Origin of the sequence: Rhizobium sp. 3T7, from assembly GCF_020166565.1 — a bacterium.
Classification (GTDB): Bacteria; Pseudomonadota; Alphaproteobacteria; order Rhizobiales; family Rhizobiaceae; genus Rhizobium.
This window is the reverse complement of record NZ_JAIQXS010000020.1, coordinates 1-15,452: the sequence shown is the minus strand read 5'-3', so window position 1 is coordinate 15,452 and position 15,452 is coordinate 1. Positions and strand designations below refer to the sequence as shown.

The 15,452-nt window shown below is 53.0% G+C and carries 12 protein-coding genes and 1 pseudogene; all 13 read left to right on the top strand.

What is annotated here, in order from left to right:
- The first annotated feature begins 101 nt into the window (after window positions 1–101).
- The gene (gene cysD / locus K9B32_RS29175; protein ID WP_411969741.1) at window positions 102–998 is read left to right on the top strand and encodes a sulfate adenylyltransferase subunit CysD; all 897 of its coding nucleotides are present in this window, start codon (window positions 102–104) and stop codon (window positions 996–998) included.
- The gene (cysN, locus tag K9B32_RS22795; RefSeq protein WP_224566261.1) at window positions 998–2,914 is read left to right on the top strand and encodes a sulfate adenylyltransferase subunit CysN; all 1,917 of its coding nucleotides are present in this window, start codon (window positions 998–1,000) and stop codon (window positions 2,912–2,914) included. Before cysD ends, cysN begins: the two co-directional genes overlap by 1 nt.
- Window positions 2,915–3,014: 100 nt before the next feature.
- Window positions 3,015–3,935: a glycosyltransferase family 2 protein gene (locus tag K9B32_RS22790; RefSeq protein WP_202801594.1), complete on the top strand. Its 921-nt coding sequence runs from the start codon at window positions 3,015–3,017 to the stop codon at window positions 3,933–3,935.
- Window positions 3,936–3,951: 16 nt separating this feature from the next.
- On the top strand, window positions 3,952–5,013 hold the full coding sequence (gene rfbB, locus K9B32_RS22785; RefSeq protein ID WP_224566258.1) for a dTDP-glucose 4,6-dehydratase: 1,062 nt from the start codon (window positions 3,952–3,954) through the stop codon (window positions 5,011–5,013).
- Window positions 5,014–5,015: 2 nt separating this feature from the next.
- Window positions 5,016–5,906, top strand: coding sequence for a dTDP-4-dehydrorhamnose reductase (gene rfbD / locus K9B32_RS22780; protein ID WP_224566256.1), 891 nt, complete (start codon window positions 5,016–5,018; stop codon window positions 5,904–5,906).
- Between the two features lie 89 nt (window positions 5,907–5,995).
- Window positions 5,996–6,877: a glucose-1-phosphate thymidylyltransferase RfbA gene (rfbA, locus tag K9B32_RS22775; RefSeq protein WP_224566437.1), complete on the top strand. Its 882-nt coding sequence runs from the start codon at window positions 5,996–5,998 to the stop codon at window positions 6,875–6,877.
- Entirely contained in the window at window positions 6,877–7,422 is a 546-nt protein-coding gene (rfbC, locus tag K9B32_RS22770; protein WP_224566254.1) for a dTDP-4-dehydrorhamnose 3,5-epimerase, read from the top strand. Before rfbA ends, rfbC begins: the two co-directional genes overlap by 1 nt.
- Window positions 7,422–8,240, top strand: coding sequence for an ABC transporter permease (locus K9B32_RS22765; protein WP_224566252.1), 819 nt, complete (start codon window positions 7,422–7,424; stop codon window positions 8,238–8,240). Before rfbC ends, K9B32_RS22765 begins: the two co-directional genes overlap by 1 nt.
- A complete protein-coding gene (locus K9B32_RS22760) occupies window positions 8,230–9,591 on the top strand; it encodes an ABC transporter ATP-binding protein (protein WP_224566250.1) in 1,362 nt (453 codons plus the stop codon). The genes K9B32_RS22765 and K9B32_RS22760 overlap by 11 nt, the downstream gene beginning before the upstream one ends.
- A gap of 4 nt (window positions 9,592–9,595) precedes the next feature.
- A complete protein-coding gene (locus K9B32_RS22755) occupies window positions 9,596–10,261 on the top strand; it encodes a class I SAM-dependent methyltransferase (RefSeq protein ID WP_224566248.1) in 666 nt (221 codons plus the stop codon).
- A 27-nt stretch (window positions 10,262–10,288) separates the two neighbouring features.
- Entirely contained in the window at window positions 10,289–13,684 is a 3,396-nt protein-coding gene (locus K9B32_RS22750; protein WP_224566246.1) for a glycosyltransferase, read from the top strand.
- A 20-nt stretch (window positions 13,685–13,704) separates the two neighbouring features.
- The gene (locus K9B32_RS22745; RefSeq protein ID WP_224566243.1) at window positions 13,705–14,676 is read left to right on the top strand and encodes an NAD-dependent epimerase/dehydratase family protein; all 972 of its coding nucleotides are present in this window, start codon (window positions 13,705–13,707) and stop codon (window positions 14,674–14,676) included.
- A 357-nt stretch (window positions 14,677–15,033) separates the two neighbouring features.
- Window positions 15,034–15,410, top strand: a pseudogene (locus tag K9B32_RS22740) (transposase); the annotation flags it as partial.
- Window positions 15,411–15,452 lie beyond the last annotated feature (42 nt).

Below are 15,452 nucleotides of genomic sequence, written 5' to 3'. Positions count from 1 at the left end.
GGTTCTGCCGCGAAATCCCTTCCAACGAAGATATAGGTGTCCAGCTGCTGAGCTATTCGTCGCCCCTATCGGCCGCTGCGCCTATTCACGCTGCGTCATCAATGTCCGATCACCTAAAACGGCTTGAGTCCGAGAGCATCTTCATCATCCGAGAAGCCTATGCTGAGGCGCGCAATCCCGTCTTACTATACTCATTGGGAAAAGACAGCTCGGTACTCCTTCATCTGGTGCGCAAGGCTTTCTTTCCAGCGCCGCTTCCATTTCCACTCCTGCACGTGGACACGCGGTGGAAGTTTCGTGAAATGTACCAATTCAGGGACAGTGTCCGGGCGAAAGGCGGCGCAGAGCTTATCGTCCATGTCAACCCCGAGGCGATCGAAAAAGATATTAATCCATTCGATCATGGGGTGGAACTCCACACAGCCATCACGAAAACCGAAGGGCTGAAGCAGGCCCTCGATCTTCATAGGTTCGATATCGTTTTCGGCGGCGCGCGCCGCGACGAAGAGAAATCGAGGGCAAAGGAGCGTGTATTCTCCTTCCGTGCTCGCAATCACGCCTGGGATCCGAAGAACCAGCGGCCGGAAGTCTGGAACCTCTACAATACCCGAAAGGGACCGGACGAAAGCATTCGCGTGTTCCCGCTTTCAAACTGGACCGAGCTCGACATATGGCAATACATCCATGAACAGGCCATTCCCATCGTGCCGCTCTACTTCGCTAAAGAGCGACCGGTCGTGGACCGAAACGGCATGCTTTTGGTCGTCGACGACGATCGCATGCAGCTCTTGCCCAACGAACAAATTTCCGCCCGTAAAGTGCGCTTTCGAACGCTTGGTTGCTACCCGCTGACCGGGGCGATCGAGTCGGACGCATCGACTGTTCCCGAGATAATAGCGGAGTTGTTGCAATCTCGCTCGAGCGAAAGACAAGGACGCCTGATTGATACGAGCTCCAGTTCGAGCATGGAAAAAAAGAAGGCCGAGGGATATTTTTGATGCGACGCGCAATCCGAAATCCAGCCGCGCCGGCTAGAACGACCCAAGAAGTACTAGAAGCCTTCAACTCTCAACAGCGTTCGCAGGATCTATTGCGCTTTATTACCTGTGGTAGCGTGGATGATGGCAAGAGTACGCTTCTCGGGCGTCTGCTTTGGGAATCGCAGGTCTTGGCGGACGATCAGCTTGACGCGTTGAAGGCGGATTCGAAGCGATACGGAACTCAAGGCGAAAACATCGACTTCGCACTGCTTGTCGACGGCCTGTCGGCCGAGCGCGAACAAGGCATCACCATCGATGTTGCGTACCGATTTTTCTCGACATCACGACGGAAATTTATCGTCGCGGATGCGCCTGGTCACGAGCAGTACACGCGCAACATGGTGACCGCCGCCTCGACAGCGGATTTGGCGATTTTGCTGATGGACGTCCGAAAAGGATTGCTTACGCAAACCAAACGGCACGCTTACCTTGCATCCTTGCTCGGTGTTCGTCATCTGGTGCTGGCGATCAACAAGATGGACACTGTCGAATACGACCGCCAAATTTCATCGCAGCTGTCGGAGGCCATGGCTGACTTTGCAGCGACTCTGAATTTCGAAACATTTATGCCCATTCCGATCAGTGCCTTAAAGGGTGAGAACATAACGCACCGATCATCGAAAATGGCATGGTATGACGGCCCAACGTTGCTGGGGTATCTGGAGACGGTCCACGTGCAGCAGGCACCCTCAGACCGTTTGATCTTCCCCGTTCAGTGGATCAATCGGCCCGACGCCGGCTTCAGAGGCATCTGTGGAACGCTCTTGGAGGGCATGGCGCGCGTAGGTAGCACAATAAGAAACACCGCGTCTGGCGAAGTCTCGGAAATCGCCGAGATAGTCACCATGGATGGACGCCAGGCGGAGGCTGCTGAAAGAAGCGCGATTACGCTCTGCCTCGAACGCGATATCGACGTGTCCCGAGGAGATGTGCTTTCGTTGGCCGACAACCCGCTGGAGATGACCGATCATTTCGAAGCGACGATTGTCTGGATGGATCTGGATCCGGGCCTTGTCGGACGGAGTTATGATATCAAGCTGTCCACTCAGTCCGCGACCGCTTCGATTTCCGGCATCAAATATCGTGTCGACATCAATACGCTTGGGCATGAGGCTGCACGGCAGCTAGCATTGAACGACATCGGGGTCTGCAATGTTTCCGTCAGCCGCCCGCTCGTTTTCGATACCTATTCCCGGTCGAAAGCGCTTGGAAGTTTTATCCTAATTGATCGTTTCAGCAACGCGACCGTCGCCGCCGGGATGATTCGGCACAATCTCAGGCGCGCTCAGAACGTGCATCGCCAGGCCTTGTCCATCACCAGGGCCGATCGCGAGCGGCTGAACGGCCACGCCGGCAAGGTGATCTGGTTTACCGGCCTATCGGGATCGGGAAAGTCGACGATCGCCAACGCCCTCGAGCGCGAACTCCATAGATCCGGCCGGAGAACCTATATTCTCGATGGCGACAATGTGAGACAAGGATTGAACAAGGATCTCGGCTTCACCGACGCCGACCGCGTCGAGAACATACGCCGGATCGCGGAAGTGGCGAAGCTGATGATGGACGCCGGAATTCTAGTCCTGACGGCGTTTATCTCGCCTTTCAAACGTGAACGCCAAATGGCGAAGGAATTGATAGGCGAAGAGAATTTCATCGAGGTTTATGTTGATACGCCGCTGCAGGTTTGCGAAGACCGAGACCCCAAGGGCTTGTACCGAAAGGCCCGGAGCGGACAGATTCCGAACATGACGGGCGTAAACAGTCCGTATGAGCCGCCCGAGCAGGCGGAGGTGAAGGTGGATGGTTCCACGCGTGATATCGACGATACCGTCAAGTATCTCCTCGCAATCCTCGACTCCCCCGACCGCAACTGAAGCAGAGCGGATGCGCTCCCGAGATGTTGATGATGTTGTGTTTCAAAACGCCATCCAGTAAAGGCGACGAGTTGATTAACAAATTCGGCTTCGAATGGGCATGAGAGACGACGTTGCCATCTTGATGGGCACTTTTCAGGGAGCGCGATTTCTTCCCGAGCAGTTGGAATCCATTCGCGGCCAAACCTACAGCAGCTGGTCGCTATGGGTTTCGGATGACGGGTCCACCGATACAACGCTCGATCTCGTGCGGTCGTTTGAAAAAAGTGTTCGGTCGCCCGTTCACGTTGTGAACGGGCCTCGTCGGGGTTTCATCCGCAATTTTCTGACGTTAATCTGCAATCCGGCCATTGATGCAGCCTATTACGCTTTTTCTGATCAGGATGACATCTGGCATGCCGATAAGCTGGAACGCGCAGTCGCCTGGTTGAAGGAGCAGCCATCCAGTCTTCCGGCTCTTTATTGTTCGCGAACGCACACGGTGGATGAAAAGGGTGTGTCGACCGGCAATTCTCCGCTTTTCACGCGCGCCCCGTCCTTCTCGAACGCGCTGGTACAAAGCATCGGCGGCGGCAATACGATGGTCATGAACCGCGCGGCGCGCGCGCTTCTGATTGAGGGCGGTGCCGAAGCAGATATTCCAAGCCACGACTGGTGGGCCTATATTCTGGTATCGGGAGCCGGAGGGCGCGTTCGATATGATGCTGAGCCGCGCATCGACTATCGGCAGCATGCGAGCAATATTGTCGGGTCCAATTCCGGTTGGCGAGCTCGGCTTAAACGCGCGCATATGCTGACGCAAAGCCGATTTTTGAAATGGAATGGCCAGCACGTCGGAGCGCTGAGAAGGGTCGAGCATCTTCTGACGCCGGGAAATCAAGCTCTCCTTGCAGACTTTCGTAGGATGAGGACAGAAGCACTTCCTATGCGACTCCGGATACTCTACAGGTCGGGGCTGCATCGGCAGACATTGGCAGGCAACTTTGGTTTGCTTGTAGCTGTAATCCTGAAACAGATTTAGACAATAGGTGTAGGCAATGACGGTACTTGTGTCGGGTGGGGCAGGGTTCATTGGCGGCAATTTCGTTCTCGATTGGATTGCTCAGTCGGGCGAACGGATCATAAACGTTGACAAGCTGACCTATGCCGGCAACCTCGATACGCTGAAATCGCTGCGGGGAGACGATAGGCATGTCTTAGCGCATGGTGACATCGGCGATAGAGAGTTCATTGAAAGCTTGCTGCGGACTCACCAGCCGCGCGCGATCATAAATTTTGCCGCTGAGAGTCATGTTGACCGGTCGATTCACGGCCCTGCCGCGTTCATCGAGACGAATGTTGTCGGCACGTTTAACCTGCTCGAAGCGGCTCGCGCATTCTGGCAGGAGTTGAACGACGACGAAAAATCCGCCTTCCGCTTTCTTCATGTCTCCACGGACGAAGTCTATGGTAGTCTCGGCACTACCGACGCTCCCTTTAGTGAAAACAATCGTTACGAGCCCAACAGCCCTTATTCTGCAAGCAAGGCGGCGTCGGACCATTTGGTGAGAGCATGGCATCATACTTATGGCCTCCCGGTGCTCACCACTAATTGCAGCAACAATTACGGGCCGTATCACTTCCCAGAGAAGCTGATTCCGCTGGTGATATTGAACGCGCTCGCCGGCAAGCCTCTCCCGATCTACGGCGATGGCCAGCAGGTACGAGACTGGCTCTATGTGAAGGATCATTGCAGCGCGATCCGAACAGTGTTGGCCAATGGCCGAGTTGGCGAGGTCTATAATGTCGGCGGCTGGAACGAGAAGCCCAATTTGGCGGTGGTGCACACGATCTGCGACACGCTCGACGCGCTGAAGCCGCGGCAAGGCGCCGGATCATATCGCGATCAAATTACCTTCGTGAAGGATCGCCCGGGACATGATCGGCGATATGCGATCGACGCACGCAAGATCGAGCGGGATCTGGGCTGGAAACCTGAAGAGACCTTCGAAAGCGGCATACAAAAGACTATTTCCTGGTATCTCAACAATCAGGACTGGGTGACCAATGTGACATCCGGCGCCTATCGGGATTGGCTCACTCAGCAGTACGAGAATTGACAATGCGTCCCTTGCTGATCACAGGTGCTGATGGGCAGGTCGGCTTCGAACTGCGGCGTGCTCTTGCATCACGTGGCGATGTTGTTGCTTACGGCCGAGCCGAATTTGACCTTGAGAACGAGGCGAATATCCTCGTCGCGCTGGGAGCGACGAGACCAGCGATCATATTCAATGCGGCGGCCTATACGGCGGTTGACCGCGCCGAAAGCGAGGCCGCGCGCGCGGGCGCCGTCAACGGAACTGCGCCGGGCGTGATGGCGCGCTGGGCAGCGGATAATGACTGCGTGATGATCCATTACTCGACCGACTACGTTTTTGATGGGGAAAAAGATTCTCCCTATGTCGAAACCGATAGCACCAACCCACAGTCCGTTTACGGGAAAAGCAAGCTGCAGGGCGAGGAGGCGGTGCGCGCGGCAGGGGGGCAGCATCTTATTCTTCGCACCAGCTGGGTTTACGGCCATCATGGTCACAATTTTTTAAAGACGATTCTCAGATTGGCTTCGGAGCGCGAAACGCTTCGAATTGTTGCTGATCAGGTGGGGGCGCCGACATCTGCGGCTCTGATCGCCAAGACGACCGCGCGCATCGCGGACAAAATTCTGACGGAAAGCGCTGGCTCCGGAGTTTATCACCTCACCGCCCAAGGCAGCACTTCCTGGTACGACTATGCCTGCTACATCATTGATAGAGCGACCGCGCGCGGTTTTGGGGGATTGCTGCCGACGGACAAAATCGAACCTATTTCGACGAACGATTATCCTACGCCTGCAAAGCGTCCGCTCAACTCACGGCTAAATTGTGCCAACTTGATGGATTGCTTTGACTTGCCACTGTCACCGTGGCAGGACGGCGTCGAAGAGGTCATTGGCCTGCTTGCGGCGACAAACTAGGCGCGATCGACTTGTCGGCGCGTTGAAATCGTAATGCTAAGCGCAAGCAGCCGGAACGAGAATTCCGAAATAGGGTTTTAAAAATGGCTATGGCACGTAAAGGAATTATTCTTGCTGGTGGATCTGGGACGCGCCTATACCCGGCGACGCTAGCGGTCAGTAAGCAGCTGCTGCCGATCTACGACAAGCCAATGATTTACTACCCGCTGACCACTCTCATGCTGGCGGGAATTCGTGACATTCTCGTCATTTCGACGCCTGATGACACGCCTCGCTTTGAGGCGCTGCTGGGCGATGGCCACCAGTGGGGGCTCAATGTCAGTTATTGTGTCCAGCCGAGTCCCGACGGACTGGCGCAAGCTTTTATTCTTGGCCGAAGCTTTGTTGGAAACAATCCGAGCGCTTTGGTGCTTGGTGACAACATCTTCTACGGACACGACTTCCAGAGCCTGCTGAATCGAGCGACTGGTCAGGCAAGTGGTGCTTCTGTATTTGCGTACCATGTAACCGATCCGGAACGTTACGGCGTCGTGGAATTCGACAAGGCCAGGAAGGCGCTCTCGATAGAAGAGAAGCCGAGGCAGCCGAAGTCTAACTACGCGGTGACCGGACTGTATTTCTACGATGCGCAGGTCTGCGATATCGCGGCCGACATCAAACCGTCACCCCGTGGCGAACTTGAAATTACGGATGTCAACCGTCGCTATCTCGTCCAAGGGCAACTTGACGTCGAGATTATGGGCCGGGGTTACGCCTGGCTGGACACCGGGACGCATGATTCACTGTTGGAAGCTGGACACTACATCGCGACAATTGAAAAGCGACAGGGCCTGAAGGTAGCCTGTCCAGAAGAGGTCGCCTATAGATCGGGGTGGATTGACGACGGCAAATTGGAGTCGCTAGCACATCCACTAGTGAAGAATGGCTACGGAAAATACCTGCTTAACCTCCTTAAGGAAAAGGTCTTTTGATGTTCTCCACGCCAACTGCCATTCCCGAGGTCGTCGTGCTTGAGCCGAAGGTTTTTGGTGACGATCGTGGGTTTTTCTTCGAGAGCTTCAACGCCGCAGCCTTCGAGCACGCCGTTGGGATCAAACGCGATTTTGTTCAGGATAACCATTCTAGATCATTTAAGAACGTACTGCGTGGTTTGCATTATCAGATCAAGCGCGCACAGGGAAAATTGGTGCGCGTCGTAGAGGGCGAAGTGTTCGACGTAGCTGTCGACCTGCGTCAGGCCTCGTCCACTTTCGGGAAATGGGTCGGGGTCCATCTGAGTGCCGAAAACAAGAAACAATTGTGGGTGCCAGAAGGGTTCGCCCACGGATTCCTCGTCCTCAGTCAAACCGCTGAATTCCTCTACAAAACGACCGACTATTATGCGCCGGAGTTTGAGCGCAGCCTCTTATGGAACGATCCGGCAATAGGTATCGATTGGCCGCTTTCAGGAGTTCCCAACCTTGCGCCAAAGGATGCCGCAGCCGTTCCCTTGAGCGAGGCCGAGGTGTTTGTCTGATGCAAGACTATTCCGTCCATCCGATTGAAATGGTTGCTAGCTTCTCCCGGAATTTCACCCTTATTAGAGCATCCGTAAAACGCGAAGTCTTTGGGCGTTATCGGGGATCTTTCCTAGGTATACTATGGTCATTTTTCAATCCGCTGTTCACGCTGGGTGTTTACACCTTTGTATTCAGTGAGGTGCTTAAGGCGCGCTGGAGCGTTGGAAGTAGTTCGAAAGTGGAATTTGCGCTTGTTCTGTTCGCGGGCCTGATGTCGTTTAATTTATTCGCAGAATGTATTAATCGAGCTCCTGCTCTGATTACTAATAACCCTAATTATGTTAAGAAGGTCGTCTTTCCATTAGAGATTTTACCTTGGGTAGTACTTGGGTCCGCGCTTTTTCATTTCTGTGTTAGCCTCTGCGTCTGGCTCTTGGCTTATGTCGTATTTTATGGCGTGCCACATGCGACCGTACTCTATTTTCCTCTAGTGTTGTTGCCGTTCTCGATTTTTATCTTGGGAGCGAGCTGGATTCTCGCGTCCCTTGGCGTCTTTTTGCGCGATGTTTCACAATTTATCGGAATCGTCATCACGGCGCTAATGTTCCTCTCGCCGATATTCTATCCAGCGAGTGCCCTGCCGGAAGGCTATCGGCCTTTACTCTACTTAAATCCCTTGACGCCCGTAATAGAGCTCTCACGCGACGTGCTCTACTGGGGTAAGCAGCCGGATTTCAAGTTGTTAGGAATCTACCTGTTGGCTGCCTCATTGGTCACGTGGCTGGGCTTTGTCTGGTTCCAGAAGACGCGCAAAGGTTTTGCTGATGTCCTCTGATATCGCCATCAAGGTGGAGAATCTTAGCAAGTGCTATCAGATTTACGATCATCCTCGTGATCGGCTCAGGCAGTTCATATCACCGCGCTTGCAGCGGTTGGTTGGACGCGAGGCAAGGCAGTACTTCAATGAATTCTGGGCTCTTAAGGATGTCTCGCTGGAAGTTAAAAGAGGCGAAACGGTAGGCATTATTGGCCGGAACGGAAGCGGCAAGTCGACCTTACTGCAATTGATTTGCGGTACACTCAACCCGACGAGTGGCAGCGTTCAAGCGAGCGGAAGGATTTCGGCACTGTTGGAACTTGGCTCTGGATTCAATCCGGAATTTACGGGCCGCGAGAACGTTTATATGAACGCTGCCGTATTGGGCTTGAGCCAGGATGAAATCGACAGTCGTTTCGACCAAATTGCTGCGTTCGCCGATATCGGTCACTTCCTCGATCAGCCTGTGAAAAATTACTCAAGCGGTATGGGCGTGCGACTGGCGTTTGCTGTGCAAGCGATGATTGATCCGGATATTTTCGTCGTGGACGAAGCTCTTGCCGTGGGGGATGAGAAATTTCAGCGCAAGTGTTTCGCGCGGTTGGATGAGTTAAAGCAAAGTGGAACGTCGATCCTCTTTGTTTCTCACTCAGCCGCCAGCATAATCGAATTATGCGACAGGGCTCTCGTGCTCGATGGCGGCATTCGGGTCATGTATAGTCGGCCGCAGGAGGCAATACGCGCCTATCAGAAGATGATCTACGCTCCTTCAGCTGAATATCAAAAGCTTGTTCGGGAGTATCGTGCTGCCGATCAATCTGCTGAAACAATCGGGCTGACTGACACAGCAAATCTAGTTCAGCAACCGCCGGCGGCTCCATCGGTCTTATTTGATCCGGGGCTGGTGCCAGAAACAACCACGGTCTACCCAATACAAGGGGCGGAAATTACATCAATATCCATACTGGATGAGAATGATCAGCCAGTGAATGTCTTACAAGCGGACAAAACCTATCAATTCGTGATGGCGGGCCACTTCCTCAGGGAATTTTCCGGGATCTTCTTTGGTCTCCACATCAGGAATATCTCCGGAACTGTCATCACCGGCCAAAGGTACCCGGAGGAAGGACTCTATCTCGAAAAGATAAGGGCAGACTCTGATTTTCGGATAAGTTTCTCGTTTCGTATGAGCCTGTTGGCCGGAGTTTACTTTGTTGGCGGTGGCATCTGGTCCGTAGACGGTGTCGACTGCCCGCATCGCGTTCTTGATGCAATCATGTTTCGTGTCTCTAACATCGAAAGGCCAAAATCGTTTGGCTATGTGGATTTGATGTCGAACGAGCCTACTATCAAACTTGTTGAGGGATAGCAATTTGGATCTCGATAGCCAAAAGATAGCAAAACTGCTGTCTGAATGTGATTCTCGCTTCGATTTATGGATCCGATTGCTGGATCTTCATAAGGCTAGAAATATGGCCGAGATCGGAGTTTGGAAAGGCGATTTCGCTGAGCGTATACTCATGGGATGCTCTCAAGTAGAGCAATACTATATGATAGATCCTTGGGCGAGTTTGCCAGATTGGAATAAGCCCTTCAATGTGGCGCCCGCAATGTTTGATGAAATCTATCAGGAGATGCTTGCTAAGACCGATTTTGCTTCTGAAAGAAGGACGATCCTACGAGGGAGGACTAAAGATGTTGTCAATGACATCCCCGACGGAAGTCTTGATTTTGCGTACATAGACGGAGATCATACACTTAGAGGTATAACGATTGATCTCATAAAAATTCTACCAAAAATAAGGGAGGGTGGGATTATTGGGGGAGATGATTTTACCACGACGCCTTGGCAACATGATACTCGCTACGAGCCTACTCTCGTATGCCCATATAGCGTCTATTTTTCCGAAGCGATGGATCTGCCGATTATTGCATTGCCTCATAATCAGTTCCTCATCAAAAAGGAAAGAGGGGCGAACTTCTCGTTTCTCGATGTTACCGGGGATTATGCCGACATCTCGCTAAATAAGCTGCCCTGAACTGAAAATTGACAGTAGGAACTCGACTTGAATATCCAAGACTGGCCGCTTATCGACAAACAAAAATTGTCGGACCACCTTCGTTGGAATAGCTACCTCTCGCGCCGCCATAAGCTGCTATATATTAGCACTCCTAAGGTCGCGTGTACCTCACTCAAATGGTGGTTTGCGTCTCTTGAAGGCTATTCCGAAGCGCTGTACTCAATCACCGACAGTGAAGAGACTGACCCCGATCTTGTTGCCCACGAAGCACACAAGGTAGCGCCGCAGGTCACAAACCTGGCGTTTGGGCAATTGGCGGAAGCTCTGACATCGGACGGATATTTTCGATTTGCCGTAGTTCGCAATCCCTACAAACGGATTTTTTCGGCATGGCAATCGAAGTTATTGTTGCGTGAGCCTCTTCAAATCGGTCCCTATACCAAATACGCGTTTTACCAGCTGCCGATAGAGTCTGCGCGGGACATCGCCGCTGGGTTCGAGGGCTTTCTGGAACACTTGGCGAACAGCGAGGCCCCTTCCTATTTAGATCATCACTGGGCACCTCAGGCAACTCTGCTTCGCCCGGATCTGATTGACTACACCAAACTGACTAAGATCGAAGAAACTGGGGAACTGCGTAAGGCGTTGATGGAGTGGCTTGGCGAGAAGGCGCCCGATCCTTTTTCCGTTCGGCGAGCAAACGAAAGCTTGATTCCATATTCGCCAGCTCTTGTGACGGAGCGAAGCGTTGAAATTATCCGGGCATTGTACGCCGAAGACTTTGATGCTTTTGGGTATGAAAGGCATCCGCCCTCAACTCCTGAAGGTTTCTCGGATGAGCAGTTGGATGTGGCTCTGAAAGCCGTCAAACTCATTCGTGCTCGTCATCAACGGCTGGGTGAGCGAGCAGTTCAGGTCGCGAACCTCAACCGGGATGTGAGCCGACAGGAAGCTCGAGTTGCGGAGATCGTAAAAGAGAAAGATCGAGCGCTGGCAGCTGTCGCGGACGAGAAAGATCGAGCGCTAGCAGCTGTCGCGGACGAGAAGGATCGGGTACTTGGTGCTCTCCGCCAGGAGCGAGATCAGATGTTGCGTTCGAGATCTTGGCGCATCACCAAGCCCCTGCGCGGAATCGCGCGTGTAGTGCATCGTAGCCAGTCATCGCGCCTCGTGCTGCCGCTCAGGCAATTGCGCCGAAGATTTACGCATGTCGTGTCTATGTTTCATGCCGTAAGGCCTGCAGTCGAATTTTATCGAGGATCATGGCGTCTAGCTGGACGTCGTGTCGCAGGAGTATTCCGGCGGGAGGGTATAGGCGGCGTAATCCGCCGAGCCCATATTCTGACTGGGAGGTCGATCGCGGGAGATGAAGGCGTTTCTTCCCCCGGGACGTTATATGGGGAGGTGCGGTCCCTCTCGTCGGAGTTCACTCCCCGCGTTTCGATTATCGTGCCTAATTTCAATCATGCCGGATATCTGCGGAAGCGCCTTGAGTCGATCTACAGCCAGACCTACTCCAATGTGGAGGTGATTCTACTCGACGACTGCTCCAATGATGAGAGCGTGGCAATTTTGAAAGACTACGCGACTCGCTATCCCGACAAAACCATTTGCCATTTTAACGAGATTAATTCTGGGGGAGTTTTTAATCAGTGGAAGAAGGGCCTGGAGCTGGCGACGGGGGAGCTAGTTTGGATCGCCGAAAGTGATGATTATTGTTCTGATAATTTTCTCGAGGAACTGGTGCGGTGCTTTCAGAATAAGGCGGTGAAGCTGGCATTTGCCCAAACGGAGTTTGTACGTGGCAATCCTCCTGAGAAGGTCTGGACCTCACAGGAGTACTTGCAGGACCTTGGCGAGGGCGCTTGGAGTCGTCCATTCATCAGGTCGGCGCATTCGCTGGTCAAGTTTGGCTGGGCGGTCAAGAACATTGTGCCGAACGTGAGCGGAGCGGTGTTTCGGCATCCTGGAAAATTGCCGCTATTCGAAGATCCACAGTGGTTAAGCTTGCGTCTCTGCGGAGATTGGATTTTCTATCTTTCGATTGTACGTGGCGGTCTGGTCGCTTACAACCCTCGTGCTATCAATTACTATCGCCAGCACGCTTCCAATACCTCTGTTGGTGCCCAGAAAGAGGATATCTACTATCGGGAGCACGAGGTAGTGGCCCGATATGTCGCGACAATGTATCGCGTTGATCGCTCGGATCTCGACAAACAGCAGCGGCATCTTTACGTTCACTGGTGTAGCCAGCGTGGCGCTAGTCGACGTAGCGAATTTAAGCAGCTTTACGATCTGGATAGGGTTTGGCCGCGGGCGGCAGACAGGCGTCCCAATGTGGTTATGGCCGTCTATGCTCTCGCGGCCGGTGGTGGCGAAACATTCCCCATATTACTGGCCAACCTTCTTGAGCGCCGGGGATATGCCGTCACGCTCCTAAATTGCCAGGAAGAGGCCACTGAACCGGGTGTTCGGACAATGTTGTCGCAATCGATCCCTTTGTTGGAATTGGAACGACTTGAGCTTGCACCGGCTGTGTTCGCTGATATGGGAATTGAATTGGTACACTCCCATCACGCTTGGGTGGATGTATCGCTCGCGATGCTGCTGCTGAGCCGTCCTGGGATCAAGCAGATTATCAGTATGCACGGGATGTATGAAATGATGGAGCCGGGGCAATTGGATGGGTTACTGCCTCTCCTTTGGCGGCGCGTTGACCGCTTTGTTTACACCGCTGACAAGAACTTGAAGGCTTTTCCACCAGAGATCATTCGGCAAAAGGGCTTTAGGAAAATTGACAATGCCTTGCCAGCGAATGACATAAATCCTGCGTCGCGCGCTGATTTGAGAATTGCCGCTGAGGACTTCGTGCTATGTCTTGTGGCTCGTGCCATTCCGGATAAGGGATGGGAGGAAGCCATCGGGGCCGTGGTCTGGGCCAATGAGCGATCGGACTGCAGGATTCGTCTGCTCCTGATCGGTGAGGGGCCGGAATTCGATCGTTTAAAGTCCGAATGCAAACACGAGTTTGTACACTTTCTTGGGTTTCAACCGAACATCCGGGATTATTTCGCTGCATCGGATATCGGCTTCCTTCCTTCTCGGTTCAAGGGTGAAAGCGCACCCCTAGTGCTGATTGACTGCTTGCTTTCCGGCAAACCGGTGCTAGCCAGTAACGTTGGGGAGATCCGGGATATGTTGGATACCCCAGAGGGAGTTGCCGGCGCCTTGTTTGACCTTAGCGAATGGGAAGTAGATGTTCCCGCTTTGGGCGATCTAATAGTGGCTATCGCCAATGATCCAATGCTCTATGAGGAATTACTAAAACGGGTTCCGTTGGCTGCTGCAAAATTTGAAGTATCCACGATGCTTGAAAAATATGAGGAAGTATACCGCGATGTCCTGACCGCATCAGAAACGATGCCTCGGACATTACAATGATAAGTGACCGGAGAGCCAAGTTGCAGTTTTCGCTAGATGCAAGTCAAACTATGCCAAAGCGATGCCTTGTTTTGGGAGGGAGGGGATTCATAGGGTCTCATCTGATTGATGCCCTGCTCAACCATGGATACCACGTACGCTGCTTCGATCGTCCGCATGTGCCATCGCTCAGCGGTTCTCCTCTGAGCCACGTTAATTTTGAAAGTTACGAGGGGGATTTTATTAGTGAAACCGAAGTCGCCAGCGCCTTAGAAGGTTGCGACATCTGTTTTCATTTAGTTTCGACCACCTTGCCGAAGTCGTCGAACGCAGACCCGGTGTTTGACATCGAGAGCAATGTTCTCGGCACCATTCGATTGCTTAATCACGCAGTCCAACTCGGGCTGAAGAAGGTCGTTTTTGTCTCTTCAGGAGGTACTGTATACGGCGTTCCAAGTCAGATACCGATTCCTGAGACACACTCAACCGATCCATTAAGCTCCTACGGAATAACCAAACTCTCGATCGAGAAATACCTACATCTGTTCCATAGCCTGCACGGTCTAGATTATACGGTCTTGCGTCTCGCAAACCCTTTCGGCGAAGGGCAGCGCGTGCATGCGAGTCAGGGCGCTGTCGCAGTCTTCTTAAGCAAAGTTATGCGAGGAGAGCCTGTAGAGATTTGGGGCGACGGATCCGTTGTGCGTGACTACATATATATAGCTGATGTAGTGGATGCACTATTGTCCGCGCTTGAACATGCAACGAACGAGCATGTCTTTAACATCGGTTCAGGGCGCGGGCATAGCTTGAATGAGGTGCTGGATTCAATAGAAACTCTAACAGGACGCTCAGCAGATCGTCGCTACTTGCCGGGGCGGCCATTCGATGTCCCCAAAAATGTCCTGAGCATAGAGAGAGCGCAACAGCTTTTAGGCTGGTCACCACGGGTGCCATTTGATGACGGGCTCAGAAAGTTTGCAGATTGGTTGCAGAATCAACATGACGAGTGAGTCGAGGCCGATCCGCCATTCAAGATTCGTCTGCGATTAGCTTGTCCGCAGGCATTCTTGCCAGGCGACAATGAAAGTTTCAAATACAGCTGTTGATCTGATCTGAACCCTTCAAACTGGACCATTTTTGGTTGGAGCCTTTCGGCGCATTTTCCTGGCTAGGAAAGGAACGGAAGACGATGAAGGCATCGCAGTTTTCGGACGTTGCCGGAGTCACCGACTTTCAAGTTTTGGAAGACGGGCTCCGGTGAGGAAAACTAATTTAATGTGATCGGCAGTTCGCTATGGCGATGTGACCTTGCCCCGTTGAAATAATCCATTTTGAAGTAAGCTCTGGCCCATTGAGAGGACCAGGGAATGAAGCGCAGCCGTTTCACAGACGAACAGATTATCGGCATTCTGAAGGAGCACGAGGCGGGCATGCCGGTCTCGGAGCTTTGCCGCAAGCACGGCGTCAGCGATGCCAGCATCTATAAATGGAAAGCCAAGTTCGGCGGCATGGAGGTGTCGGAAGCCAAGCGGCTGAAGACGCTGGAGGACGAGAACACGAAGCTGAAGCGGCTTCTGGCGGATGCCATGCTCGACAATGCTGCTTTGAAAGACCTTTTGGGAAAGAAGTGGTGACGCCCGCAGCAAAGCGGAAAGCTGTCGCGCATCTGATGGACCAACATCGGATGAGCGAACGGCGGGCGTGTAAAGCCATCGGTTTTTGCCGGATGACGGTGAGCGTCCGGCGAAGGCATTTTCGCTTGGTCGAGAGGCCGATATTATAGGCC